Raw genomic sequence first — 22,546 nt, 5'->3', positions numbered from 1 at the left:
GAAGAACATGAACGAGACCATCCTCACGATCGTGGGCAACCTGACCGCCGAACCCGAGCTGCGCCAGACGGGCTCAGGAGTGGCGGTCGCGAGTTTCACCGTCGCCAGCACGCCGCGCAACTTCGACCGGCAGACCAACGAGTGGAAGGACGGCGACGCGCTGTTCATGCGCTGCTCCGCCTGGCGCGATCTCGCGACGAACATCACCGCGTCTCTGACGAAGGGCACTCGCGTGATCGTCACCGGTCGCCTGCAGCAGCGCAGCTATCAGGACCGTGAGGGCAACAACCGCGTGAGCCTCGAGCTGCAGGTCGATGAGGTCGGCCCTTCGCTGAAGTACGCGACGGCGCAGGTCGTCCGCGGCGATCGATCGGGCGGTGGCGGTGCGCCTGTGGCAGCAGCAGCGGGCGGCGCGGCTCCTGCGGCGACGACCGACTCATGGTCGTCGACCAACACCGATTGGTCGACGGCGGACGAGACGCCGTTCTGAGCTGACGACGAGACCTCAACTCAGAGGAGGCCGCCGGTCAGAGTTTCGCGAGCCGCATCGTCGCCGTGGCGCTGTGCGCCGCCATGCCCTCGGAATCCGAGATCACCTGAACCGCATGAGCCACTGCCGGCGTCGCCTCTCGAGCAACGCGCTGATACGTCAAAGGCTTGAGGAAGCGCGATACCGACAATCCCGCACTGTGCTTCGCGCCTCCGGCTGTGGGCAGCACGTGGTTTGTGCCGGCCATCCCCTTGTCCGAGTATGCGACCGTGCTCCACGGCCCGATGAACAGTGAACCGTAATTGCGCAGGTTGTCGTGGAACCAGGAATCGTCCGCGGTGAGCAGCTCGAGGTGCTCCGGGGCGAGATCGTCCATGAGCGCAGCAGCCGTCTCCCGATCATCGGCGACGGTCACGACTCCATAATCCCGCCATGCGGCACCGGCGATCGATGCCGTCTCGAGTGTCTCGAGTTGACGCTCTACAGCGTCGATGACGGCTCGCCCGTGCACTTCGGAGGTCGTCACCAACGCGGCCGGCGAGTTCGGGCCGTGCTCGGCCTGCCCGAGCAGATCAGCGGCCACGAGATCGGGGTCGGCTGTCTCGTCGGAGATCACCGCGACCTCGGAGGGACCGGCGAGCAGATCGATCGCCACCGCGCCGAACAGCTGACGCTTGGCCTCGGCGACGAAGGCGTTCCCCGCACCGACGAGCATGTCGATCGGCAACTCACCCAGGAGCCCGTATGCCATCGCGGCGAGCGCCTGCACACCGCCGAGCACGAACACCCGATCCACGCCGGAGAGGTGGGCGGCGTAGACGACCGCATCGTTGGCCCCGCCGTCGGGCTGCGGCGGGGTGCAGGCGATCACCGTCGGCACCCCGGCGGCCTTCGCCACACCGACAGTCATGAACGCGCTCGCGGTGAGCGGGAATCGCCCCGCAGGGAGATAGGCGCCGACGCGCGAGACAGGGACGTAGCGCGCACCCGTCACGACACCGGGCACGAGCTCGGTCTCGAAGTCGACCAGGTGCGACCGCTGCTCGCGGGCGAACGCGAGTGTGCGCTCCGAACCGAGCTCGATCGCCTCGCGAAGGTCTGCGGGAAGTCGATCGCCACTCGTCGCGATCTGCTGGGCGCTCAGCTCGACATCTCCACCAGCGTAACGATCGAGCTTCCGGGCGTAGTCGAGCACCGCATCCATTCCGCGGGACTGGATGTCGCTCAGCATCGCGGACACGGTCTCGATCACTGCGGGATCGCGCTGCGCAGCCGGCGCATCGATGAGAGGTGTCTTGAGGTGGTGGAAGGAGCCGTTGAGGCTGTCGAGGACAGCTGGGGTGTAACGCATGCAAGCAGGCTAAGCACGCTCCGGCCATCAGACAAGACGAGACAATCCTGCACTTCCCATCGGGTTTACCATTGGGTATGACGATCAGTCAGCTACGTGCGTTCCTCGCCGCTCTCGAACACGGTTCCTTCACCGCCGCATCCGTGCACCTCGATCTCACCCAGGCGTCCGTGTCCGAGCTCGTCTCACGACTCGAACGAGAGCTCGGCGTCGCGCTGTTCACGCGCGGCAGCCGCCGACTGGTGCCCACGCAGGCCGCGATCGAGCTGCGCCCTCACGCCGCGCAGGCGGTGAGCGCCGTGCGCAACGGCATCGACACGATCGATGCCCTGACCTCACTCGAGCGAGGCACGTGCACGTTCGGCGTCCTGCGCAATGCCGCGTACTACGACCTCGCCGATCTCGTGGAGAACTTCCACCACCGGCATCCGAACGTGCGCGTCCGTCTCATCGGCATCAACTCCGCTCTCGTCGCACGATCAATCGCAGAAGGCGAGATCGAAGCCGGCCTGGTCGTGCTGCCCATCGATGAGGCGGGCCTGGAGGTCAAGCCGCTGTTCCGCGATGAGGTGCTCTATGCGTCCAGCACGCGCGACCCCGAAGCGGGGCCCGTCCCGATCGAGGAGGCCGCAGTAGCGAAGCTCGTGCTCTACGACGCGTTCGCGGCCTGGGACGATCCCACCCGACGCCAGCTGCGCGAGCGCGCGCGCTGGAAGGGTTTGACGATCGAACCCGCGATCGAGGTCGAACACGTCGAGACCGCACTCAGTCTCGTCGCCGCCGGCGCGGCCGACACGATCGTGTCGCGCACCATCGCGGAATCAGCCGGGTTCCCTGACACGATTCGGACCGTGCCGTTCGCTGAACCCATGCACGACACCATCGCCCTCGTGCAGCGGGAGGGCGTGCTGCTGTCTCCTGCGACGAAGCAATTGGCAGAGCTCGCAGAGCGGATGCTGCGCGAGCGCATCGACGAGCACCAGGGTCGCAGCAGCGTGGTGTGAGCCACCGGATCAGTACAGCTCTGGCCGCCGATCGGCGAAGAGATCATTGTGCGGCGGGAGGCCCTTGTCCCGCGCGTTCGCGAGAGACACCGCCGCGAGGCTCAGGCCGGAGCGGAACGCCTCGACGGCCCAACCCTGCTCGTCGATGATCGAAGAGCCGCCGGTCCATGCGACACCGCGCTCAGCACCGTGCCGGTCGGCGATCACGGTCGGCAGCCGTGACGAGCGAGCAGCGGCCATGGCTTGGATGAGCTCGGGCGGACGCTCCCCCTCCGGCCGCGGGACGAGCGGCCAGTTCACCGGGAGAGCGAGGATGTCGGCTCCGGCAAGGGCGAGATTTCGCGGCACCTCGGGGAATTCGTTGTCGTAGCAGATCGCGACGCCGAGCCGGCCGAATTCCGTGTCGACCAGGATGCCGGCGGCATCGCCCGGCGTGAACACCAGGCTCTCCGCACCCCAGAGGTGCGCTTTGCGATAGTCGGCCAAGCGTGCCGCCCGGGTCAGGACGGCCGCGCTGTTGAACAGATCGGAGCCGGCCGTCTCGCAGTATCCGACGACCGCGACCACGCCCTCCGGGATGGCCGCATGCACGGCATGCCACCGCGCGTCGTCCCTGCTCAGTGCGAGCGACTCGGCCTCGGCGCGATCAGCGAAGACGTACCCGCTCGTCGCCAGTTCCGGCAGCACGATGAGACCTGCACCGCAGCCTGCGGCATCCTGGATCCCCCGTACGATCCTGGCCAGATTCCCGTCGAGGTCGCCCATGCGAATGGTCGGCGAGACAGCCGCCGCCGTGAGCATGCTCATCACTCGTCCTTCCCTTCCTGCATGCGAGAGGGTGCGAGACGACGACCGCCCCGCACCCTCGCAACGCGTGTGCTTCTCAGTCGTCTTCCGTCGCGGTGACCATCACACCGAGCGGTGCGAGGTATCCGTTGGGGTCGATCGTCCAGTCAGCGGCGGCCGCAGCATCGACGACCTCGGGAGCCCACTCGAGGTAGACGCGGTCGTCGCCTCCGTTGATCACGAGCACCGTGCCGGTACCCGACTCGTCGCCCTCGACGCACGTGTAGGAGCGCCAGGCGCCCTCGGGAACGGAGAACGTGTCGCCGGCGCCGAGTGTGACCGTCGTGGCCGGGTCGCCGTTGAGGGTGACCTCCCAGCGGCCGGTCTTGAACAGCAGCGCCTGCGTCTTGTCGTGCCGGTGGCGCAGCACGCCCTGACCGGCTTCGGCTCGCACCCAGGCCAGGTTGAACGAGTGAGGTTCGTGCACGTTCGGCACCTGCCGGCGGTTCTCGCTCATGCCGTAACCGATCGCCGTGGCGAGCTCGACACGGCCCCCGTCGACGGCCGCGCACAACAGCGCGGCAGACGAGTACTTGCGGTCGCCGGGCTGGATGACCCGCGAGCGCATGTCCTCGACCGAGTACGTGGTCAGCTCGTCGATGTAGTGCTGCTTCATCGGCGTGATGAGCGCGACGTCGTCGGGCAGCACATCGCCGGCGACGGTGTCGATGAGCTGGTTCTCCGCGGTCAGGTGCAGGCCGTACGACTCCGCCTCGCGCAGAACGGACGGCCCCCAGATGATACCGCCGTTGTCGTCCCGTCCGAGCACGGTGTAGAGGATGCCGTCATCCGGTCCCTCGTTCGTGAATCCGCGGAAGATCCAGGTGGGGATGGTGACGATGTCGCCGTCGTGGCTGATGTACTCGCCCTGCGTGCCGTCCACGCCCCAGCGGAGGCGGAACTCACCGCCGAGGTTGATGAAGACCTCGGCCGTGAAGTGCAGGTGCAGGTTGTTCGAGATGCCGTTGGGCATGCCGGCCGCGCCGGTGTTGAACCCGTGGTTCACCTCGAGGTTCACGTACTGGCTCGCGTTCTGCGAGACTCCCGCTCCGATGAAGGAGTAGTTCTCCTTGCGATCCGACCCCGGCGTGCGGCAGTCGATGAATGCCGAGTTGCAGGGCACCCAGTCCGTTCGCCGGATGGTCCGGCGTTCGATCTCTTTCGCATCGACGATCACGTCGGTGGCGTCGATGATGGCGTTGCTCATTTCTCTCTTCTCCTTGGTGATCAGCGGCTGATCAGTAGATGTTGCCGGGGCCGACCGGCTCATCGCCGCGCATTCCGGCGATCTGGGCGCGGAGGGCGATGTCGTCCCACAGGCGCACTTCCTTGACGATGGCGCCCTGGTGGAGGGTGAACTGCGAGATCCCGAGAAGGTCCACCGGCTTGCCGGTCAACGGTCCGTAGTTGGCGACGCCGTTGTAGTCGCCGACGAACTTCCATGTCACGGCGACGCGGAGGCCCGCGTAGCGGACGTCGTAGTTGGTCTGGATGTCCCGGATCTCGAACCGCCCGCCGGGGAACGACTCGAGCAGACGCAGAAGAGCGCGCCGGTACCCCTCAGGACGGATGACGACACGATTGCCGACCGTCTGGAGCACGAGGTCGCGATGGAAGAAGCGCTCGACCTTCTGAAGATCGCGATCGTTCCACACGGTCTGGATCATCTCGAGGACGGTCTCGACCTCGGAGCGGTACTCGTCAGGGCGCGGACCCGAGTCGCCGACCGCGATCGGGTCCTTCGGAGCTGGTTCGGTCCACGACCCGGTGTATCCGCGGAACGCCTGCGCTCGCGCGAGCTCTTCCAGGTCGTCACCGTTCTCCAGCGCGCCGGCGAGTGAGTCGCGAACGACCCATTCCTCGACCATCCGTCCTCGGCGATACAGGCAGTTGGCGATCGTGCGGCTGTGCTGAGAGGTGAGCAGGTGTCCCGAGAGAACGAGGTGCGAGCTGAGGAAGGCATCGTCGCCGCGGGCCTCCCAGATGACGTCCTCCGCCTGGCCTGTGCGATCGGGGGTCGCGGAGATGCGCATGAGCGTTCCCTCGATGACCTCGTCGCGCGTCGTGGAGGTTCCGTATGCGCCGTGCACGATCGAATCGGGCTCGTAGTTCTCACGGATGTAGCTGATCGACCGGTCGACCCAGATGAGGTCTGTGACTTCACGGATGAAATCGTCGGGATCTTTGTATGGCTGGTATGCGACCGGGTCGAGAGGCACGCTGTTTCACTCCTTTGACATCATCGCCCGCGATTCTTCGATGATCACGTGTCGATGTAGGCAGTGTATGCGTATGCACAACAGGATGCAACAGTCGAGTTCGAGACACACGAGTGCCAAGGGGCCGAGCGTCAGTGCGGCTTCGCCTGCGCGAGAGTGCGTCGCGCTTCGAACCTCGAGTCGAACCGCTTGTGCTCCACCGGGGCGTCCGGCTGCTGGATCCGCCGCACGATGAGATCGGCGGCGGCGCGCGCCATACCGGCGATGTCGAATCCGATCGTCGCGAGGTCGATGATCGGCCACTCAGCCTCGGGCAGGTCATCGAACCCGACGATCGAGACGTCGTTCGGGACGCTGAGCCCGGCACGGTGCGCCGCGTTCAAGGCGCCGTAGGCGACGACGTCGTTGCCGCAGAACAGCAGCGTGGGCGGCTCGCTCTGCTGCAGCAGCTCAGCGGCGGCGGCCTCCCCCGCGGTGGCGCTGTATCGACACCGCCGCACATCCGCCTCCGCCATCGAGATCCCGCTGGCGGACAACGCCGCGCGCAGCGCGCTCTCACGACTCTGCGCCGTGCTGGTGTTGCTCGGGCCGAGAATGGCGCCGACGTGCCGGTGACCGAGTTCTGCGGCGCGCTTGACCGCCTCCGCGTAGCCGGGGATCGGATCCACGATGGCCGCATCCGCATCGACGAAGGATCCTGTGCGGTTGAAGTAGACGAACGGCAGTCCACGGTCCTTCAACCGCACAGGAGCCACGGATTCCATCAACGTCGTCGCAAGGATGACGCCGTCGAGCCCGTTGGCCATCAGACGTTCGGCGATGGTGTCGTTGTCAGCCGACTCGGTGTGCAGCATCAGCTGATATCCGAGCTTCTCCAGCTCGCGGTGCACCGGGGCGATGATGTGGGAGTAGAACTGGTTGTCGACGTCGGTCAGCAGCAGGCCGATCCGCCTGGTTCGACCGGACGAGAGCGCGCGGCCCGCCTCACTGGGTACGTAGCCGAGCAGGCGGGCCGCATCGCGAACCCGATTCTTGGTCGCCTCCGATACTCGCGCGTCGTCGCGCAGAGCACGCGACACCGTCGGCTGGGAGACCCCGGCCAGTCGCGCCACATCCCGGCTTGTCACCACCATCGATCACTCCCCCTCGATTCATGGGATTCTAGCGGCCTTGACCTCCGTATGCATACGACCCCATAATCAAAACATACGTATGCAACGAGAGGACCGGATATGCCCATGCATCTGAAGAGTGCACCGAGAAAGACCTTCGCCGACACCGCGCAGAAGGATGTCGCGGAGCGGGTCGGGGCGATCATCGACGACATCCGCGAAGACGGCGATGCCGCCGTCCGTCGCTACGCCGAGAAGTTCGACAGCTGGAGCCCCGAGTCGTACCGGCTCTCCGACGAGCAGGTCGAGCAGATCATGAGCACGCTCGATCCGCAGATGATCACCGACATCGAGTTCGTGCAGGCGCAGGTGCGACGATTCGCGCAGGCCCAGCGCGACTCGCTCGTCGACCTCGAGATCGAGACCCTCCCCGGTGTCCTTCTCGGGCAGAAGCACGTTCCCGTCCAAGCCGCCGGCGCATACATCCCCGGCGGCAAATACCCGCTCACGGCATCCGCCCACATGACGATCATCACAGCCAAGGTCGCCGGCGTGCCTCGTGTCATCGCCTGCACTCCTCCGATCAGAGGCGAGATCCCCGCCGCGACGATCGCCGCCATGAAGCTCGCCGGCGCGGACGAGATCTACGTGCTCGGCGGCGTCCAGGCCGTCGCCGCCATGGCGATCGGAACCGACACCATCCGGCCGGTGAACCTCATCGCCGGACCAGGCAACGCGTACGTGGCCGAGGCGAAGCGGCAGCTGTTCGGCGAGGTGGGAATCGATCTCTTCGCAGGCCCGACAGAGATCCTCATCGTGGCCGACGAGCACGCCGACCCGTTCTTCACCGCCGTCGATCTGCTGTCTCAGGCCGAGCACGGCCCCGAGTCACCCGCGGTGCTCATCACGACCTCGAAGACTCTCGGAGAGGAGGTCATCGACTGGATCGAACGGCTCCTTCCGAACATGCCCACCCGTGACTACGCAGAGCCTGCATGGCGCGACTGGGGACAGGTCATCGTCGCCGACGACCTGGACGAGGCGTACCGCATCGCCGACGACTTCGCCTCCGAGCACGTGCAGATCTTCACGCAGAACCCCCGTGAAGCACTCACGAAGATGCACGATTACGGCGCGCTCTTCCTCGGCGAGAACACCTGCGTGTCGTACGGCGACAAGGTGATCGGTACGAATCACGTGCTGCCCACGCTCGGCGCCGCACGCTACACGGGCGGGTTGTGGGTCGGCAAGTACCTGCGAACCGTCACCTACCAGGAGGTCGTGAACGACACCTCCTCCGCCGAGCTCGGCGAGGTCTGCGGACGCGCGGCGCGGGTGGAGTTCTTCGAGGGCCACGCGCGTTCGGGCGACGCCCGCGCATGGCGCCATTCCGGTCAGTCCTTCGAGTGGATCGACGAGAGTCACGCACTGCAGGCGAGCTCCCAGTGACGGATCTCACCGGACGCAGTGCGCTCATCACCGGCGGCGGCAGCGGGCTGGGTTCTGCCATCGCCCGCGCTCTGCACACCCAGGGTGCAGAGGTCATCCTCGTCGGACGCGACGAGCAGAAACTCACGAAGGTCACCGCCGGCCTCGGCGAGCGCGCGCGCTGGGTCAGTGCGGATGTGTCGGACGCGGCATCCGTCGACGAACTGCGCGAAGCGCTCGGCGACACCGAAGTGTCGATCCTGGTCAACAATGCCGGCGTCCCGGGACCCGTCGCCGCCCTCACCGACATCGAGGTGGAGGATTGGGACGAGGTGTTCGCCGTCAACGTGCGGGGCACGTATCTGCTGTGCCGCGCGTTCCTCCCCGGCATGATCGAGCGCGGTGACGGCGATGTCATCAACGTGGCATCGGTGTCGGGCAAACGTCCGCTCGCACATCGCACGCCGTACTGCGCATCGAAGATGGCCGTGATCGGGCTCACATCGACGCTCGCGTTCGAGGTGGGCCCGTCCGGCGTGCGGGTGAACTCGCTGTCGCCAGGACCGGTCTCCGGGCCCCGCATGGAGCGCAACTTCCGTCTCGAGGCCGCGCGGTCGGGATCGAGCGTCGACGACGCCGAACAGGCGTTCGTCTCACGCGCGGCCCTCGGTCGTATGGTCACTGAGGACGAGGTCGGCGCGGCTGTCGTGGCGATGCTCGCCATGCCGGGGATGTGCGGAGCCGACGTCGATCTCTCCGCAGGGATGGTGGCGTGATGGACTCGCTGCGCGCACGCGCCCGGTCGGGGGAGAAGTTGATCGGTGCCCTGCTGAGGATGCCGTCGGAAGAACTCGTCGAGATGATCGCGATCGCGGGGATGGACTTCGTGCTCATCGACTGCGAGCACGGTCCTGCCGACATCATCTCGCTGCGTCAGCACATCGCGGTGGCAGCCGTTCACGACGTGCCGGTGATCGTCCGCGTCGGCGAGAACGATCCAGGGCAGATACTGCGGGTGTTGGATCAGGGCGCCGAAGGCATCCTCGCACCGCACCTCGACACGGGCGCACAGGCGGATGCCCTCGTCGCCGACGCCATGTATCCGCCGGTGGGTCGACGGGGCTTCGCGACGTACAGTCGAGCCGGGCGCTTCGGCGAAGTGGATCCCCGCGCCCACCGCGACTGGTACCTGGAGAACACGCTGGTGCTGGGGATGATCGAGTCACCGCTGGGCGTCGCGAACGTCGCCGACATCGTCGCGAGTGCGCGCCTGGACGGCATCATGATCGGTCCAGCCGACCTCGCGGCAGCCAGCGGTGCAGACGACCTGCCGGTTCCGGATGCCATCGCCGCCGTCAACGCGGAACTCGCACGCGCAGGTTCGCTGCGGATGGACATCGTGGGAACCCGCGCGGCCGCCGAGGCGGCTTTCTCCGCCGGAGCGGATCTCGTCGTCTACAACCTCGCGTCATCTCTGATGGCGCATCTCCGGGGGCTCGCCGCACCGCTGGAGTGAGGCTGCCAGGCATCGCGTCACACGCGGTGCTTCCTCCGCCAGGAGACCAGCAGCTGGCCGAACTCTCTCGGCCTCTCCATCGGAAGCAGATGCCCCGCGTCGTACGACACGAGACGTGCGCGGGGCATCTCAGAGGCGATCTCGGTGTGGAAGTGCGGCGGGCAGATCACGTCATCCCGGCCCGAGACGACCAGCGTCGGAGTCGCGAGCTCGGACAGCCTGCTCAGCAGGTCGACGCGCGTGCCCTGCATCCGCAGTTGAGCGCGCAGTACGGCAGCATCCGTCATCCGCCCCATCGCCCGCACTCGGTCCTCGAGGTCTGGTCGCTCTCGTACGCCGCCGGGCGACAGCAACGAGGAAAGGATGCCTTCCTGAAGGGCTTGCGGATCCTCACCGGCATCCAGCCGCGAAATCCAGTCGCCCCATCCGTCGCGCTGCGCGGGCGTGGGTGCCTTCGCATTCGTCGATACCAGGCACATCCCCGCGACACGCTCCGGTGCCGCAAGGGCGAGGGCCATCGCGACGATCGCTCCGAGTGAGAGCCCAGCGATCGTGAACCGCTCCGGAAGCTCCTCGAGCAGCGCCTCTACCTGAGCATCCATGCTCTCGTGCGTGAGGGCGGGGCGGATCGCCCCGTTCCCGTCATGGTCCAGACCGGTGCCGGCCCACAGATCGTCCGTGCAGTTCATGCCGGCCAGCAGCACGAGCGGATGCACGTCAGCCCTTCACAGCACCGTCGCTGAGTCCTGCGACGAGATACTTCTGCGCGACGAACGCGATCACGAACACCGGGATGGTGAGAAGCATCGAAGCCGCTCCCGCCTGTTGCAGCATCGGCAGCGTCTGCCCGAGCTGAGTGGCGATGAACACCGGCACGGTCTTGGACGAGGTGTCGGTGAGCACGAGGGCGGTGAGGTACTCCTGGAACGCGAACAGGAAGACGAAGATGCCGGCGGTGAGGATGCCGGGACCCATGAGCGGGATCATGACCTTCCTCAGCATCCCGATCCTCGTGCATCCGTCGATCATGGCTGCCTCATCGAGCTCCTTGGGGATCTCGGCGAAGAAGTTGCGCAGCAGCCAGATGGTGAAGGGCTGATTGATGGCGACGAGGGCTATGGCGAGCGCGAACGTCGTGTCGTAGATGCCCAGCGCCCTGCTGATGTCGTACATCGGCAGCACGACCGCGAAGCGGGGAAGCGCGCGGAAGATGAGGGCGAGGATCAGAAGGAGCGCTGACACGTAGCTCGGGAATCTGGACAGCGCGTAGGCGGCGGGGATGCCGATGATCAGCGCCACGACGGTGGACACGACGGCCACCACCAGGGTGTTGACGAGATAGTCCGCGAAGTAGGTGGTCTCCCACAGGTCGACGAACGCCTGGAATGTGGGCTCGTACCCCCAGAGGACCGGCGGGTTGGAAAACGCGACGTCGGTCGGCTTGGTCACCGACAGCGTCATCCAGATGAACGGGCTCAGCGCCACGAAGCAGAGGATCGCGAGAAGGATGCCGGTGATGACGGGAGGCCGACGCTGCGACCTGGTGCGGCGCTTGGAGGATCCTCCGGTGACGATCGCCCTCGTCGAGAGCTCGGTTGAGGTGAGACTCATCGTTCGGCCTTCGCTTCCTTGAAGATGCCCCGGATGAACGGGATCAGCATGATGAGGATGAGGATGATCGTGAGCACGTTGATCGCACTGCCGAGGCCGAGCTGCTGCGCCCCGTCGGCGAACGCGACCGAGTAGACGTACATCATGATCGACTCGTTGCCTATCGCCTGCGCCTGTGGCGACAGCGGGATGAGGTTGTCGAACATCCGCAGGACATCCATGATCGTGATCAGCGTGACGAAGCCGAGCACGCCGCGGATCGTCGGGATGATCACGTGCAGATGGGTCTGGAGCGCGTTCGCGCCGTCGATGCGTGCGGCCTCCTTGAGCTCCTGCGGAACACCTTGGAGCCCGGCGAGGATGATGAGCATCGCGAACGGGAGCATGTGCCAGACCGTGTTCGCCGTGACGAGGATCGCGTTGGGCACCTGGTCGGTGAACCAGAGCACCTGCGTCCCGCCGAAGAACCCGATGATGCGGTTGACCACTCCGCCGAAGTTGTCGTCGAACAGCCACGAGTACGCGACGGCCCCGACGAGATTCGGCAGGACGTACGAGACCAGCATGATCCCGAGGACCAGCGGTCGCGACGTCGTGATCCGATTGATGCCCGTCGCGACGATGTAGCCGAACACGAGCAGTATCACCGTCGTGACGACGGTGACTGCGACGGTGAACAGCACCGCCTTGCCGAAGCGCACATCGGTGAGCGCCGCGGTGAAGTTGTCGAGTCCGACGAATGTGCCTGGTGTGCCGTATCGGACCTGCTCGAGACTCCACTGCACCGTGCGCACGAGCGGGAGCACGAGAAGCGCGCCCATCACCAGCAGACTCGGGAAGAAGAGGATCCAGAACTCACGTGCCTTCATGTGCGTCCCTCCTGGACGGACTGTGGCCTGAACAGCGCGCTCAGGCCACAGTCATCATCTGATGTTCGCTGGTCAGCCGGCGACCTTCTCGCCGGCGGCCTGCATCTGAGCGAGAGCGTCGTCGACGGAGATGTTGCCGTTGAGTGCCTGGACCAGGATCGGACGGATGTCGTTGGTCACCGTCGCCTGGATCGGCGACACGACCGGCGGCATCGCCGTCGCCATCGATTCGTTCGCGGCGGCACCGTAGGGGGAGTTCTCCTCGGTGACCATTCCCTCTCGGGCGGGGTACGCCGCGGGAACGGATGCCTCGGATGCGTCCTCACTGACGGCGGATGCCATCATGACGAAGAGCATGTCGTGGTCGAGCTTCGTGTTGAAGGGGATCGACCAGCCGTCGATGGAGAGACGGTTGTAGGAGTACTCGGCGTCGGCGGTGACCTTCGGAGCCGGGGCGAAGCCGATCGAATCGAACAGCTTCGAGTTGGACTCCATGGTCAGATCGACCATGCGGCCGGAGAACATGACCGACATCGCCGCGGTGCCGTTGAACATCTGCTGCTGCACCTTCGGCTGATCGAAGGTCGTCACCTGCGGGTCCATGTACGGCTTCAGCGCCAGCAGTGATTCCAGTGCCTGCTTGGCTTCGGGGGTGTCGAGTGTGATCTCGCCCTCAGCGGTGACGAAGTCGGCACCGAGGGAGTTCATGGCCGCCTGGTAGCTGGTCGTGACGTCGCTGGTCGCGAGCCATGGCAGAGCGATGGGGTAGTCCATGACGCCAGCCTGCTTGATGGCCTCGGCGGCGGAGATCATCTCGTCGAACGTCGTCGGCGCCTCGAGACCGAGGTCGTCGAAGACGTCGGTGCGGTACGCCATGACGTACATCTGCGCCTGCATGGGCAAGGCGTAGAGCTCACCGTCGTACGACATGCCGGCGCGCATCGACTCGCTGATCTCGTCCAGACCGTAGTCGGCCGCGTACTTGTCATAGAGGTCGCCCAGCGGGACCAGCTTCTCCTCCTCGGCGAAGCCGGGGATCACGAACCCGTAGGTCTCGATGATGTCGTACGTACCCGTCTCGCCGGCAAGGGTAGCGGTGGTCTTCGTGACCTGGCCGCCGAAGTCGATCGGATCGTGCTTCAGCGTCACGTCGTCGGTCGAGCAGCTCGAGACCATCGTGTCGGTGAAGGGATCGATCGCCGACGAGTTGTACGCCAGGACATTGACCGTCGTGCTGCCTTCGGGAGCGGTGTAGTCGCACGACACCGTTGTCGCGTTCTCGTTTTCGGTGCGGGTGCCTGCACCACAGCTACTGAGGGCGACCATGCCCACTGCTGCGAGTGCGAGTACCGGCAATGCCCGATGCTTCATGTGTGCCATGCCCTGATGGTATACGTATGCACCGGGCTTAGGGAAGCCTATGTTGTCGATTATCTGAGTGATTGACATACGTATACGGGTGCGATGCGCCGGATGCGGCTGCCAACCCCTCCATTCTGCCGGGTGATGCAGCCCGGCATCACGCGTCACAGCCGCCGCGAAGTCAACCCCGCCCCCGAATCATCCACGCGACGTAGGCTCGAAGAGGGCGGACCGACCGAGAAGCTCTCTCGGCGACGTGCCCGTCCGGGAGGGAGCCGTCATGGCTCAGTACGACGTTTCGGACCGCTCGGCGATCGTCACCGGAGCGGGCAGTGGGATCGGAAGGTCCGCCGCGATACTCCTCGCGCAGAACGGCGCATCGGTGGTCGTGAACGATCTGAACGCAGAGGCCGCGCAATCCGTGGTCGAAGAGATCCGCGCCGCGGGCGGCGTCGCCGAGGCGTCCGCCGGCGACGCGACCGACTCGCAGTGGATCGCGTCGTCGATCGAACTCGCGAACAGCCTCGCACCGCTGCGGATCGGCGTGAACAACGCCGGCATCGGTGGCGCCGCGGCGCCGACAGCCGAGTACGGCGACGACGACTGGGACAAGGTCATCGCGATCAACCTCAACGCGGTCTTCCGCAACATGAAGGCGCAGATCCCGTCGATCCTCGGCAACGGCGGCGGCTCGGTCGTGAACATCGCGTCGATCCTCGGCAGCGTCGGCTTCGCCTCGTCCCCCGCCTACGTCGCGGCGAAGCACGGCGTCGTCGGCATGACCAAGACCGCGGCGCTGGAGTACTCCGCTCAGGGCGTGCGCGTGAATTCGGTCGGACCGGGCTTCATCGACACTCCCCTGCTCGCGCAGATGGATGCCGATGCGAAGGAGTTCCTCGTGTCGAAGCATCCGATCGGCCGACTCGGGCAGGCCGACGAGGTGGCGCACCTCATCGCCTTCCTCGCGAGCGACGCCGCCAGCTTCATCACCGGCAGCTACCACCTCGTCGACGGCGGGTACACCGCGCCATGATCCGCGGCGGGTGAAGGCATGTGGATCGGCTGGATCGAGTTCGACGTGCTGCTCGGTGACGTGCGCTCCCTGAAGGAGAAGCGCAGCGTCATCCGGCCGCTGATCGCCGACCTGTCGCGCCGCACGGAGGCCGCGGCCGCCGAGGTCGGCGCGCACGACCTGCACCGACGCACGGCGATCGGACTGTCGGTGGTCGGATCCGAGATCACGCATGTGCGCGAGGTGCTGGATCGCGCAGAGCGGATGCTGGCGGAAGAGCACCCTGAGGTCACCCTGCTGACGTCCCGCAGAGGGCTGCATTCCAGCGAGGACTGAGCCACGCCCGCCTTCCCGATTCGAGGAGGGCGGGCGTGGGGGGGGTCTCAGCGCCGCCGCGACACCAACACGATCACGGCGCCGAGGACCGACAGCCCCGCCGCTCCCAGGAAGAGCCACGCGAAGCCGCCGGTGAGCGCATCCGCTGCCGACGCTCCGCTCGCCTCGAGCGACGCCGTCCTGAGACCGGCGATCGTGCCGAGCACGGCGAGACCGACCGCGCCGCCGATCTGCTGGCTGGTGTTGATGAGTCCGCCGGCGAGGCCCGCTTCACCACCCTCGACACCTTCGACGGCCAACTGCGTCGTGGCGACGAACGCACCACCGAGACCGACTCCGATGAGCAGCGTCGGCCCGAGCAGATGCGTCAGGAAGACGGCATCCGACGGCGCGGTCGCGAGCCACACCAGGCCGCCGGCCAGGACGAGCAGCGAAGTGGCGAGCACCGGCCTGGTGCCGAGTCGTCCGATCAGAGAAGGCACCGCACCCGCGATGATCACGAGCGCACCGGCGAGCGGCAGCTGGGTCAGGCCCGCGGTGAGCGCGTCATAGCCGAGCACGGCCTGCATGTACACCGACAGCGCGAAGAACAGCGCCACCATCGCGGCGCCACCCAGCAGCATGACGACGTTGCCGAGCGCGAGATCACGGTTGCGGAACACCGCCAACGGCACGAGCGGTGCGGCGCTTCGTCGTTCGATCATGACGAAGGCCACTCCGAGGACGACCGCGACAGCGAAGAGCACGAGAGGCAGCGGATGCGTGAAGCCGAGGCGCTCCACCGCGCTGAGGGCGCCGACGAGCGAGACGAGCGCCGCGGTCACGGTGATCGCACCTGCTGCATCGAGCCGTCCGGGCTCGCGAGCGCCGTCGCGGGTGACGAGCACGGGTATCGCGATCAGCACGATGGCGCCGATAGGAACGTTCACGAAGAACACCGACTGCCATCCGAGCGTCGCGGTGAGGATACCGCCGAGCAGCACACCGGCAGCTGAGCCGATACCCGCGACCGCGCCCCAGACGCCGAGCGCTTTGGCGCGCTCCCTGGCGTCGGGAAACAGTTGCGTGAGCAGCGCGAGCGCCGCCGGCGCGAGGAGCGCAGCGGATGCTCCCTGTGCTGCTCGTGCCGCGAGCAGCATCTCGCTCGAGACAGAAGCGCCCGCGAGGGCGGAGCCCACGACGAAGCCGGCGGTGCCGATCAGGAAGATGCGGCGGTGGCCGTATCGATCGGCGAGACGGCCACCGAGCAGGAGCAGTCCTCCGAAGGCGAGCACGTACGCGGTGATCACCCAGGTGAGCGCGGCGGTGTCCATGGCGAGCTGCCGCCCGAGCACGGGGAGGGCGATGTTGACGATCGAGGCGTCCAGCACGACGAGGAACTGTGCGAGAGCCAGGATGCTGAGGGCCAGCCAGCGACGAGTGCTGCGCGGTGCAGCGCCGAGGGTTCGAACGGGATTCGAGAGCGTGTCCATTGTGTCGTTCCTTTCAGTGGAGAATGGATGAGTGATTCATCACTCACTCTTTTGGGCAAAGAAAAACGGTAAAGACCCCTGGTCCGGTCAGGCCGGGTGGCTCATCCCCTTGGTCAGGAGTTTCGCCCAATCCTCCGGGCGCCCCTCGAGCTGGGTCGTGACGATCAGATGGCACAGCTGCCCGTAGGCGATGAAGCGCTGCACGTCGTCATCCGCGCCGCCCGAGCGGCTCTTCGCGAACGTCGTGACGCGCGCGAGTCCCGAGCGAAGCGCCTCGCCCACGACCGGGACATCAGCGACCGACTGCGCGTGCACCTGCAGCATCAGCAGCGTGCGATCGCTGATCAGCTGCGCGTAGGCGTCTCCCATCGCATCGAGGATGCTCTCGGGCGACTGATCGACGGCAGCATCCGCCCCCTCTTCGAGCGCCGAGAGGATCGCCTCGAAACACGCCTCGAGCGCGGCGACGAAGAGCGCCTCCTTGCCGGAGTAAAGCTTGAAGACGTAGGCCGGAGAGATCTTCGCCTCGCGAGCGACGTCGGCGACGGTCGTGGCGTAGTAGCCGCCGCGCGCGAACTCCGTCAGCGCCGCGGCGGCGACGAGAGGTCGTCGCGCGTCGGCGGTGGAGAGGATCGAACTGCGCGTCGCTGACATATGAGTGACTGTACACTCACTCTCCTCCGAGAGCAAGCAAGAACCTCACGCGGCGCGAGCCCGCACTCGCTCACAGCCCCTCGGCGATCTCCTTGATCGCGGCGAGGCGGCGATCCCAGTCGCGACCGATGGCGTCAAGACGCTGCGCAGTGGCGCTGAGCTCAGCACCGATCACTCGGAATCGCAGCTCACGGCCCGCTCGCACAGGCTCGACGAGGCCGACCTCCTGCAGCACCGCGAGGTGCTTCGCGATCGCCTGGCGGCTGACCGGGAGGCGCCCGGAGAGGGCGGATGCCGAAGCATCCCCCTCACCGAGAGCCTGCAGGATGCTCCACCGCGTCTCGTCCGCGAGCGCCGCGAACATGGGGGCCAGGGTGCCTGCGCTCACGCGTCACCGTCGGCCGTGTCGTTCTCGACCAGGACGACGAGCTTGTCGAGCTCCTCATCCCATCCCGTGCGGTGGCTCTCGAGGTTCGCGAGCGGGGCAGAGGTGTTGTCGAATCCGGTCTCCACGACATCGAGCCGCGTACCACCGTCGACCTCGGCGAGCGTGAACGCGAACACGGTCGAGCCCTTGTCCTGCACCTGCTCCGGAAGAGATTCGAGGGCATCGTCGTTGTTCCAGCGATACGCGACACGGCGCGGCTCATCCCACTCCTCCACGCGCAGCGGGATGGAGCCGTAATCAGGGAAGGTCATAGTGCCCGCGGCACCGACCCCCACCCCGTCGAGCACTGTACGGCCGAACCAGCGGGAGATGTGCTCGGGCTGAGTGACGGCGCGCCACACCTTCTCGACGGGTGCGTTGATGCGGATGCTGCGGCGCACCGTGAACGACTCTTCGTCGACGACGGATGCCGGGTTTTCGGTCATGCTCACCATGATGGTTCCTTTCGGGATCTTTCGCTGGCCGATCGGCCAACTGCAATCTCATGGTTGCACTTAATCCGAGCTACTGCAACCCTAGAGTTGCAGTCGGTAGCGTGAGTATCTCCGCACCGTCATCCGTGATCGCGATCGTGTGCTCGCTGTGCGCGGTGCGACCGCCCGTCGCGCTGCGGAGGGTCCACCCATCGGCATCCGTGATGAGCTCTGCAGTGTCGGCCATCACCCACGGCTCGAGAGCGAGCAGCAGACCAGGGCGCAGCGCGTACCCGCGGCCGAGTCGGCCGTCGTTGGCCACGTGCGGGTCCTGATGCATGGTCGAGCCGATGCCGTGGCCGCCGAACTCCATGTTGATCGCGTATCCGGCGTCGCTGAGAACGGTGCCGATCGCATGCGAGAGATCGCCGATGCGTGCGCCGGGTCGAGCAGCGGCGATACCCGCGGCGAGCGCGCGCTCGGTCACCTCGATCATCGCGAGGCTCTCCGCGGGTCGCGCCTTCCCCACGACGAAGCTGATGGCGGCATCGGCCGAGATTCCGCGGAGCGTGACAGCGAGGTCGAGGGTCAGCAGGTCGCCGTCAGCCAATCGATAGTCGTGCGGCATGCCGTGCAGCACGGCGTCGTTCACTGCTGTGCAGATGTAGTGGCCGAAGGGTCCACGCCCGAAGGCGGGGGCATAGTCGACATAGCAGGACACCGCCCCGGCATCCTCGATCATCTCCTTCACCCACCGGTCGATGTCGAGCAGGTTCACACCGACCGCGCTGCGGCTCTTCATCGCCTGCAGGATGTCGGCGACGAGCGCCCCAGCGTCTCGTGCGCGGGCGAGTTGGGCAGCGTTCAGGATCTCGATCATCCAATAACTATACCGGTCATATCATCCCGGTATTAGAATCGGGATCATGATGGTCAGGATGCCGCTCACCCCCGCAGAGGTCGCTCGAGGAGAGCGCCTCGGCGCGCTGCTGCGTCGCGCCAGGGGCTCACGCTCGATGCTCGACGTCGCACTCGACGCCGGTGTCTCACCGGAGACGCTGCGCAAGATCGAGACCGGACGCGTGGCCACACCCGCCTTCCCGACGATCGCGGCGATCGCCGACGTGCTCGACCTGTCGCTCGACACCGTGTGGGCGGAGATGGGCGGCGCCGACCGGGAGCCTGCAGCCGGCCGCAAGGCCCGCGAACCGCTGGCGTCGTAGCCGCCGTCGTGCTCGCGCGAGATCGGCTCGCGTCTAGATCAGATCGGCCCGCACATGCTCGATCTTGTCGCCGGCGAATGTGATGTCGAAGATGCCGCCGGTCTGCCCTCCGGGGAAGTCTCCCGTGAAGTCGACCTCGACATGGAGAACACCGTCGCGTGGCTCCGTGCGTACGAGACGGGTTCGGGTGTTGTACCCGATGAAGTAGGAGTCGAAGTAGCGACCGACCCCCTCGTGCCCCTCGAAGACCTCCCCGACCGACGGGTCGTCGAGAACGGCATCCGCTGTGAACAACGACAGGAACGCCGTCGAGTCGTGAGCATCGGCTGCGGTGATCCACTCGGCGATGGTCGCGTCGTGGTCGGTGGTGGTCGACATGGTGTTCTCCTCTGAGATCGTGCGGATGATCGGGACGATCACGTCCGTCTTCGACTCTGAACCGGATCGGGAGCCGCGGCCAGGGTGCGATCCACCCTGGTTGGTGTTCCGCGCACGAGGGATGCTGTTCATAGACCGCACAATTGCGCACACGACTCTGATGGAGCATCACATGCCTTCCGATTCCTCTTCCCTTTCGACCGCCCGCACGCAGGCGCTCGAGGTCCGCGCGCTATACGAGATCCTGGAGGAGAGATTCAACGGCACGACCTGGTCGCTGCACGAGCTGATGATCGGCTTCTCGAACGACGTCGGATACATCGGTCGCCTTCTGCTCGCCGACGAGGGCACGTGGGGCATCGACGGCGACCCGCGGGCCGAGCTGAAGCACAAGCTCGCGGAGTCGATGTGGTGGACGTTCGTTCTCGCCGACAGGCTCGGCATCGATATGGACGAGGCGTATGGCGACACGATGTCGAGCATCCGCGCGAACCTCGAGGCCACCGTCGCCCGCACCGAGGTCTGACGCGACTAGCGTGAGCAACATGGCAGATCCCGCGGGCCCGCTCGGAGAGTTCCTGCGCGCACAGCGCTCGCGCATCAAACCAGCGGATGTCGGCCTGCCGGATGTCGGCGGCAGGCGAGTGAACGGCCTGCGGCGGGAAGAGGTGGCGGTCCTCGCCGGCGTCAGTACCGACTACTACGCCCGGCTCGAGCAGGGCAGAGAGCGCACACCCTCCACGCCGGTCGTCGAGGCGCTGGCGACAGCGCTGCGTCTGAGTCCGGATGCGCGCAGCCATGTCTTCCGACTCGCTCGGCTCGCACCGGGAGTGCAGGCGGTCCCCGGTCCGGTGAGCGATGAGCTCATGCAGTTGATGGATGCTTTCCCACAGGCGGCGGCGTACGTCATCGATCCCGGCTTCCAGATCATCGCGGCCAACGCGACGGCACGGGCCCTGCTGGGCGAGTCGCAGCTCGCGCACGGAGCGATGGACTTCGTGTTCCTCGATTCGTCCGCGCATGCCTACTTTCAGAACTGGGATCTCGTCGCACGCGCGGCGGTCAGCGCACTTCGACTTGCGGCGGGCTTCAGCTCGCCGCATCCGGCCGTACTGCCGCTGATCGCGCGGCTGCGCGGGGGATCTTCCGAGTTCGCCCGCTATTGGGCGGACCACACGGTCGCCGGGTTGAGCATGACCGAGAAGACGATCAACCACCCCGACGTCGGTCGTCTCACCCTCACGTATCAGACGCTCGATGTGCGGGACGCTCCAGGGCAGCAGCTCACGGTGGCCACTGCCGCGCCGGGGAGTCCGAGCGCAGATGCATTGGCGCTTCTCGGAACGCTCGAGGCGACGAGGAGTTCGCGAGACTGACCTGTCGGACATCGCTCACGCGGCGATGTCGAAGCGCGCACGTCCGCCCAGTCGCGGAGTTCGAGCCGGATCGACGTGAGCGGGCGGAATGAACCAGACCCGTGCATTCACACCCGTGCCGTCGATGCGGATGTCCCATCCGTTGTCGTGGATGCGGTGGTGGCAGCTCTCGCACAGCAGGATGCCGTTGGAGAGGTCGGTTCGGCCGTGATGTCGTTTCCACCACTGCATGTGGTGAGCCTTGACCATCGCGGGTGGGAGATTGCACATGGCGCATCCGCCGTCGCGCTCGACGAGAGCGAGGCGTTGGGCTTTGCTGAAGAAGCGCTTCTTCCGACCCCAATCGAGGATCTCGCTGTCTCCGCCGAGAACACAGGGGATCACACCACCGTCCGCGGCCATCCGCCGGGCGGCGGCTGCACTGATCGGCTGATCGATGCCATCGATCGTGGCGGCCCCCGTGGCCGCTTCCAGGTCATCGACGTGCATCCGGAGGATGACGGTGGCCCCCGCGAGGGGAAGCTTCTCGCTCTTGCAGCCGAGCACGTGCGAGCAGAACAGGGCGAGCGCGTCGGCGTGCAGCATCGGCACGGTGCGACGGTCGGCATCCGGAGAGTCGGGGTCTGTGGCGTCTTTCCGCGCCGCGAATGCGGCGGTGACATAGCCGCGAAGCGCGGCGACGATGGGGGCACCGGTCTCGACGTCGAAGCTCCCGTTGAGATGCAACCGTCCGCCGCGCTCGAAGAACGTCAGCGAACGCTTGCCCCGCTGCTCATCAGCCCTCGGCTCGACGCCATCGGGGTCAAGCCATGCCTCGACCCGAACGACGAGTCGACGGATCTCATCGAGCGCGAGTCCGGGAGCAGCATCGACCAGAAGCTTTTCACCGTCACCCGTCCGTTCCGGACCGGCGGCGATGCGGCATCGCTCCAGCACCGCGATGATCAATGCGGCCGCCTGCGCACTGACGGATCCGGCTTCCAATGCCGCTTTCACCAGCGGATACTTCGCCGGCAGCCGCGCACCGAGCAGATCCGTGCGCGTCGCCGTCGCCTCGCCCACCTTGATCAGACGGATGGCATCGCCAGTGGAGACGCCTGTGGCCGCCGCGATCAACTTGGCCGGCGTCCGGAATCCGTGCTGCTTCGCCAAAGAATCCGCGCCCAACTCGCTACGCGACTCGCTCGCGACACCCGCCGCGACCCCTGCATGAACAGCGTCGAGCCGGCGCTGCAACAGGCCGATCGCATTCGTGACCGCGATCAACTGATCTCTCGAAAGTTCGTTCGACTCGCCGGCATCCGCCCACACCTCATCCAGGCAGATATCGCCCCGTGAAGACCGGTCAACGTCGACATACCTCGAGCTTACCCGAGTGTCACTCATTTGTCGAACATTAATTCGAATCTGGGAGATGAAATCCCGA

Annotated in this window: 26 protein-coding genes; 10 read left to right on the top strand and 16 right to left on the bottom strand. The window is 66.3% G+C overall.

Annotation, left to right across the window (positions count from 1 at the left end):
* Window positions 1–7: 7 nt before the first annotated feature.
* Complete coding sequence (locus ACYVG2_RS06540) at window positions 8–490, top strand: single-stranded DNA-binding protein (RefSeq protein WP_460780229.1); 483 nt, start codon at window positions 8–10, stop codon at window positions 488–490.
* A gap of 37 nt (window positions 491–527) precedes the next feature.
* Here ACYVG2_RS06540 and hisD (ACYVG2_RS06535) read toward each other — a convergent pair whose 3' ends face one another.
* Complete coding sequence (hisD, locus tag ACYVG2_RS06535; RefSeq protein WP_460780228.1) at window positions 528–1,841, bottom strand: histidinol dehydrogenase; 1,314 nt, start codon at window positions 1,839–1,841, stop codon at window positions 528–530.
* A 77-nt stretch (window positions 1,842–1,918) separates the two neighbouring features.
* Here hisD (ACYVG2_RS06535) and ACYVG2_RS06530 point away from each other — a divergent pair, with 77 nt between their 5' ends.
* Window positions 1,919–2,845 (top strand): LysR family transcriptional regulator, encoded by a 927-nt coding sequence (locus ACYVG2_RS06530; protein WP_460780227.1) that lies wholly within the window; start codon window positions 1,919–1,921, stop codon window positions 2,843–2,845.
* Window positions 2,846–2,854: 9 nt separating this feature from the next.
* Here the strand turns inward: ACYVG2_RS06530 and ACYVG2_RS06525 are convergent, their stop codons facing one another.
* The 4 genes from ACYVG2_RS06525 to ACYVG2_RS06510 all read right to left on the bottom strand — a co-directional run bounded on the left by ACYVG2_RS06525 (window position 2,855) and on the right by ACYVG2_RS06510 (window position 7,043).
* Window positions 2,855–3,652: a nitrilase-related carbon-nitrogen hydrolase gene (locus ACYVG2_RS06525; RefSeq protein ID WP_460780226.1), complete on the bottom strand. Its 798-nt coding sequence runs from the start codon at window positions 3,650–3,652 to the stop codon at window positions 2,855–2,857.
* A 76-nt stretch (window positions 3,653–3,728) separates the two neighbouring features.
* On the bottom strand, window positions 3,729–4,898 hold the full coding sequence (locus ACYVG2_RS06520) for a cupin domain-containing protein (protein WP_460780225.1): 1,170 nt from the start codon (window positions 4,896–4,898) through the stop codon (window positions 3,729–3,731).
* Between the two features lie 31 nt (window positions 4,899–4,929).
* Window positions 4,930–5,910: a nuclear transport factor 2 family protein gene (locus tag ACYVG2_RS06515; protein WP_460780224.1), complete on the bottom strand. Its 981-nt coding sequence runs from the start codon at window positions 5,908–5,910 to the stop codon at window positions 4,930–4,932.
* Between the two features lie 131 nt (window positions 5,911–6,041).
* The gene (locus tag ACYVG2_RS06510) at window positions 6,042–7,043 is read right to left on the bottom strand and encodes a LacI family DNA-binding transcriptional regulator (protein WP_460780223.1); all 1,002 of its coding nucleotides are present in this window, start codon (window positions 7,041–7,043) and stop codon (window positions 6,042–6,044) included.
* A 99-nt stretch (window positions 7,044–7,142) separates the two neighbouring features.
* On the opposite strand from ACYVG2_RS06510, the gene hisD (ACYVG2_RS06505) reads away from it, so the two are divergent.
* The 3 genes from hisD (ACYVG2_RS06505) to ACYVG2_RS06495 are packed head-to-tail and all read left to right on the top strand — an operon-like array spanning window position 7,143 to window position 9,966.
* Window positions 7,143–8,471 carry a histidinol dehydrogenase gene (hisD, locus tag ACYVG2_RS06505; protein ID WP_460780222.1) on the top strand — a complete coding sequence of 443 codons (1,329 nt, stop codon included), beginning with the start codon at window positions 7,143–7,145 and terminating at the stop codon, window positions 8,469–8,471.
* Entirely contained in the window at window positions 8,468–9,226 is a 759-nt protein-coding gene (locus ACYVG2_RS06500; RefSeq protein WP_460780221.1) for an SDR family NAD(P)-dependent oxidoreductase, read from the top strand. The genes hisD (ACYVG2_RS06505) and ACYVG2_RS06500 overlap by 4 nt, the downstream gene beginning before the upstream one ends.
* A complete protein-coding gene (locus ACYVG2_RS06495) occupies window positions 9,226–9,966 on the top strand; it encodes an HpcH/HpaI aldolase family protein (protein WP_460780754.1) in 741 nt (246 codons plus the stop codon). The genes ACYVG2_RS06500 and ACYVG2_RS06495 overlap by 1 nt, the downstream gene beginning before the upstream one ends.
* A 17-nt stretch (window positions 9,967–9,983) precedes the next feature.
* On the opposite strand, the gene ACYVG2_RS06490 is transcribed toward ACYVG2_RS06495, so the two are convergent.
* From ACYVG2_RS06490 to ACYVG2_RS06475, 4 genes are all read right to left on the bottom strand, one after another.
* The gene (locus ACYVG2_RS06490) at window positions 9,984–10,682 is read right to left on the bottom strand and encodes an alpha/beta fold hydrolase (protein ID WP_460780220.1); all 699 of its coding nucleotides are present in this window, start codon (window positions 10,680–10,682) and stop codon (window positions 9,984–9,986) included.
* 1 nt (window position 10,683) lies between these two features.
* Window positions 10,684–11,577 (bottom strand): carbohydrate ABC transporter permease, encoded by an 894-nt coding sequence (locus ACYVG2_RS06485; RefSeq protein WP_460780219.1) that lies wholly within the window; start codon window positions 11,575–11,577, stop codon window positions 10,684–10,686.
* Complete coding sequence (locus ACYVG2_RS06480) at window positions 11,574–12,446, bottom strand: carbohydrate ABC transporter permease (protein WP_460780218.1); 873 nt, start codon at window positions 12,444–12,446, stop codon at window positions 11,574–11,576. Before ACYVG2_RS06480 ends, ACYVG2_RS06485 begins: the two co-directional genes overlap by 4 nt.
* 72 nt (window positions 12,447–12,518) lie before the next feature.
* A complete protein-coding gene (locus ACYVG2_RS06475; protein ID WP_460780217.1) occupies window positions 12,519–13,826 on the bottom strand; it encodes an ABC transporter substrate-binding protein in 1,308 nt (435 codons plus the stop codon).
* A 262-nt stretch (window positions 13,827–14,088) separates the two neighbouring features.
* Between ACYVG2_RS06475 and ACYVG2_RS06470 the strand changes: the two genes are divergently transcribed.
* Window positions 14,089–14,841 carry an SDR family NAD(P)-dependent oxidoreductase gene (locus ACYVG2_RS06470; protein WP_460780216.1) on the top strand — a complete coding sequence of 251 codons (753 nt, stop codon included), beginning with the start codon at window positions 14,089–14,091 and terminating at the stop codon, window positions 14,839–14,841.
* A gap of 18 nt (window positions 14,842–14,859) precedes the next feature.
* Window positions 14,860–15,156, top strand: a complete 297-nt coding sequence (locus ACYVG2_RS06465) for a DUF503 domain-containing protein (RefSeq protein ID WP_460780215.1) — start codon at window positions 14,860–14,862, stop codon at window positions 15,154–15,156.
* 47 nt (window positions 15,157–15,203) lie between these two features.
* Here the strand turns inward: ACYVG2_RS06465 and ACYVG2_RS06460 are convergent, their stop codons facing one another.
* The 5 genes from ACYVG2_RS06460 to map all read right to left on the bottom strand — a co-directional run bounded on the left by ACYVG2_RS06460 (window position 15,204) and on the right by map (window position 19,023).
* Window positions 15,204–16,628: a DHA2 family efflux MFS transporter permease subunit gene (locus tag ACYVG2_RS06460; RefSeq protein WP_460780214.1), complete on the bottom strand. Its 1,425-nt coding sequence runs from the start codon at window positions 16,626–16,628 to the stop codon at window positions 15,204–15,206.
* 87 nt (window positions 16,629–16,715) lie between these two features.
* A complete protein-coding gene (locus tag ACYVG2_RS06455; RefSeq protein ID WP_460780213.1) occupies window positions 16,716–17,282 on the bottom strand; it encodes a TetR/AcrR family transcriptional regulator in 567 nt (188 codons plus the stop codon).
* A gap of 70 nt (window positions 17,283–17,352) precedes the next feature.
* Complete coding sequence (locus tag ACYVG2_RS06450) at window positions 17,353–17,670, bottom strand: ArsR/SmtB family transcription factor (protein ID WP_460780212.1); 318 nt, start codon at window positions 17,668–17,670, stop codon at window positions 17,353–17,355.
* Window positions 17,667–18,164 (bottom strand): SRPBCC domain-containing protein, encoded by a 498-nt coding sequence (locus tag ACYVG2_RS06445; protein ID WP_460780211.1) that lies wholly within the window; start codon window positions 18,162–18,164, stop codon window positions 17,667–17,669. Before ACYVG2_RS06445 ends, ACYVG2_RS06450 begins: the two co-directional genes overlap by 4 nt.
* 70 nt (window positions 18,165–18,234) lie before the next feature.
* Window positions 18,235–19,023 carry a type I methionyl aminopeptidase gene (gene map / locus ACYVG2_RS06440; RefSeq protein ID WP_460780210.1) on the bottom strand — a complete coding sequence of 263 codons (789 nt, stop codon included), beginning with the start codon at window positions 19,021–19,023 and terminating at the stop codon, window positions 18,235–18,237.
* A 49-nt stretch (window positions 19,024–19,072) separates the two neighbouring features.
* Here map and ACYVG2_RS06435 point away from each other — a divergent pair, with 49 nt between their 5' ends.
* The gene (locus ACYVG2_RS06435; RefSeq protein ID WP_460780753.1) at window positions 19,073–19,366 is read left to right on the top strand and encodes a helix-turn-helix domain-containing protein; all 294 of its coding nucleotides are present in this window, start codon (window positions 19,073–19,075) and stop codon (window positions 19,364–19,366) included.
* 33 nt (window positions 19,367–19,399) lie between these two features.
* Here ACYVG2_RS06435 and ACYVG2_RS06430 read toward each other — a convergent pair whose 3' ends face one another.
* Window positions 19,400–19,876, bottom strand: coding sequence for a nuclear transport factor 2 family protein (locus ACYVG2_RS06430; protein ID WP_460780209.1), 477 nt, complete (start codon window positions 19,874–19,876; stop codon window positions 19,400–19,402).
* A 40-nt stretch (window positions 19,877–19,916) separates the two neighbouring features.
* Between ACYVG2_RS06430 and ACYVG2_RS06425 the strand changes: the two genes are divergently transcribed.
* Together ACYVG2_RS06425 and ACYVG2_RS06420 are read left to right on the top strand one after the other, a co-directional pair.
* Window positions 19,917–20,270: a nucleoside triphosphate pyrophosphohydrolase family protein gene (locus ACYVG2_RS06425; protein WP_460780208.1), complete on the top strand. Its 354-nt coding sequence runs from the start codon at window positions 19,917–19,919 to the stop codon at window positions 20,268–20,270.
* 19 nt (window positions 20,271–20,289) lie between these two features.
* A complete protein-coding gene (locus tag ACYVG2_RS06420) occupies window positions 20,290–21,120 on the top strand; it encodes a helix-turn-helix domain-containing protein (protein WP_460780207.1) in 831 nt (276 codons plus the stop codon).
* A 15-nt stretch (window positions 21,121–21,135) separates the two neighbouring features.
* Here ACYVG2_RS06420 and ACYVG2_RS06415 read toward each other — a convergent pair whose 3' ends face one another.
* The gene (locus ACYVG2_RS06415; RefSeq protein ID WP_460780206.1) at window positions 21,136–22,506 is read right to left on the bottom strand and encodes a DUF222 domain-containing protein; all 1,371 of its coding nucleotides are present in this window, start codon (window positions 22,504–22,506) and stop codon (window positions 21,136–21,138) included.
* Window positions 22,507–22,546: the final 40 nt, after the last annotated feature.

The sequence above is a fragment of the Microbacterium shaanxiense genome, assembly GCF_054779995.1.
This window is presented reverse-complemented; position numbering and strand designations above follow the sequence as displayed.

Coding starts and splice junctions, on each gene's coding strand:
- ACYVG2_RS06540 (WP_460780229.1), top strand. CDS start 8: ATGAACGAGACCATCCTCACGATCGTGGGCAACCTGACCGCCGAACCC.
- hisD (WP_460780228.1), bottom strand. CDS start 1,841: ATGCGTTACACCCCAGCTGTCCTCGACAGCCTCAACGGCTCCTTCCAC.
- ACYVG2_RS06530 (WP_460780227.1), top strand. CDS start 1,919: ATGACGATCAGTCAGCTACGTGCGTTCCTCGCCGCTCTCGAACACGGT.
- ACYVG2_RS06525 (WP_460780226.1), bottom strand. CDS start 3,652: ATGAGCATGCTCACGGCGGCGGCTGTCTCGCCGACCATTCGCATGGGC.
- ACYVG2_RS06520 (WP_460780225.1), bottom strand. CDS start 4,898: ATGAGCAACGCCATCATCGACGCCACCGACGTGATCGTCGATGCGAAA.
- ACYVG2_RS06510 (WP_460780223.1), bottom strand. CDS start 7,043: ATGGTGGTGACAAGCCGGGATGTGGCGCGACTGGCCGGGGTCTCCCAG.
- hisD (WP_460780222.1), top strand. CDS start 7,143: ATGCCCATGCATCTGAAGAGTGCACCGAGAAAGACCTTCGCCGACACC.
- ACYVG2_RS06495 (WP_460780754.1), top strand. CDS start 9,226: ATGGACTCGCTGCGCGCACGCGCCCGGTCGGGGGAGAAGTTGATCGGT.
- ACYVG2_RS06485 (WP_460780219.1), bottom strand. CDS start 11,577: ATGAGTCTCACCTCAACCGAGCTCTCGACGAGGGCGATCGTCACCGGA.
- ACYVG2_RS06480 (WP_460780218.1), bottom strand. CDS start 12,446: ATGAAGGCACGTGAGTTCTGGATCCTCTTCTTCCCGAGTCTGCTGGTG.
- ACYVG2_RS06475 (WP_460780217.1), bottom strand. CDS start 13,826: ATGGCACACATGAAGCATCGGGCATTGCCGGTACTCGCACTCGCAGCA.
- ACYVG2_RS06470 (WP_460780216.1), top strand. CDS start 14,089: ATGGCTCAGTACGACGTTTCGGACCGCTCGGCGATCGTCACCGGAGCG.
- ACYVG2_RS06465 (WP_460780215.1), top strand. CDS start 14,860: ATGTGGATCGGCTGGATCGAGTTCGACGTGCTGCTCGGTGACGTGCGC.
- ACYVG2_RS06460 (WP_460780214.1), bottom strand. CDS start 16,628: ATGGACACGCTCTCGAATCCCGTTCGAACCCTCGGCGCTGCACCGCGC.
- ACYVG2_RS06455 (WP_460780213.1), bottom strand. CDS start 17,282: ATGTCAGCGACGCGCAGTTCGATCCTCTCCACCGCCGACGCGCGACGA.
- ACYVG2_RS06445 (WP_460780211.1), bottom strand. CDS start 18,164: ATGGTGAGCATGACCGAAAACCCGGCATCCGTCGTCGACGAAGAGTCG.
- map (WP_460780210.1), bottom strand. CDS start 19,023: ATGATCGAGATCCTGAACGCTGCCCAACTCGCCCGCGCACGAGACGCT.
- ACYVG2_RS06435 (WP_460780753.1), top strand. CDS start 19,073: ATGGTCAGGATGCCGCTCACCCCCGCAGAGGTCGCTCGAGGAGAGCGC.
- ACYVG2_RS06430 (WP_460780209.1), bottom strand. CDS start 19,876: ATGAACAGCATCCCTCGTGCGCGGAACACCAACCAGGGTGGATCGCAC.
- ACYVG2_RS06425 (WP_460780208.1), top strand. CDS start 19,917: ATGCCTTCCGATTCCTCTTCCCTTTCGACCGCCCGCACGCAGGCGCTC.
- ACYVG2_RS06420 (WP_460780207.1), top strand. CDS start 20,290: ATGGCAGATCCCGCGGGCCCGCTCGGAGAGTTCCTGCGCGCACAGCGC.
- ACYVG2_RS06415 (WP_460780206.1), bottom strand. CDS start 22,506: ATGAGTGACACTCGGGTAAGCTCGAGGTATGTCGACGTTGACCGGTCT.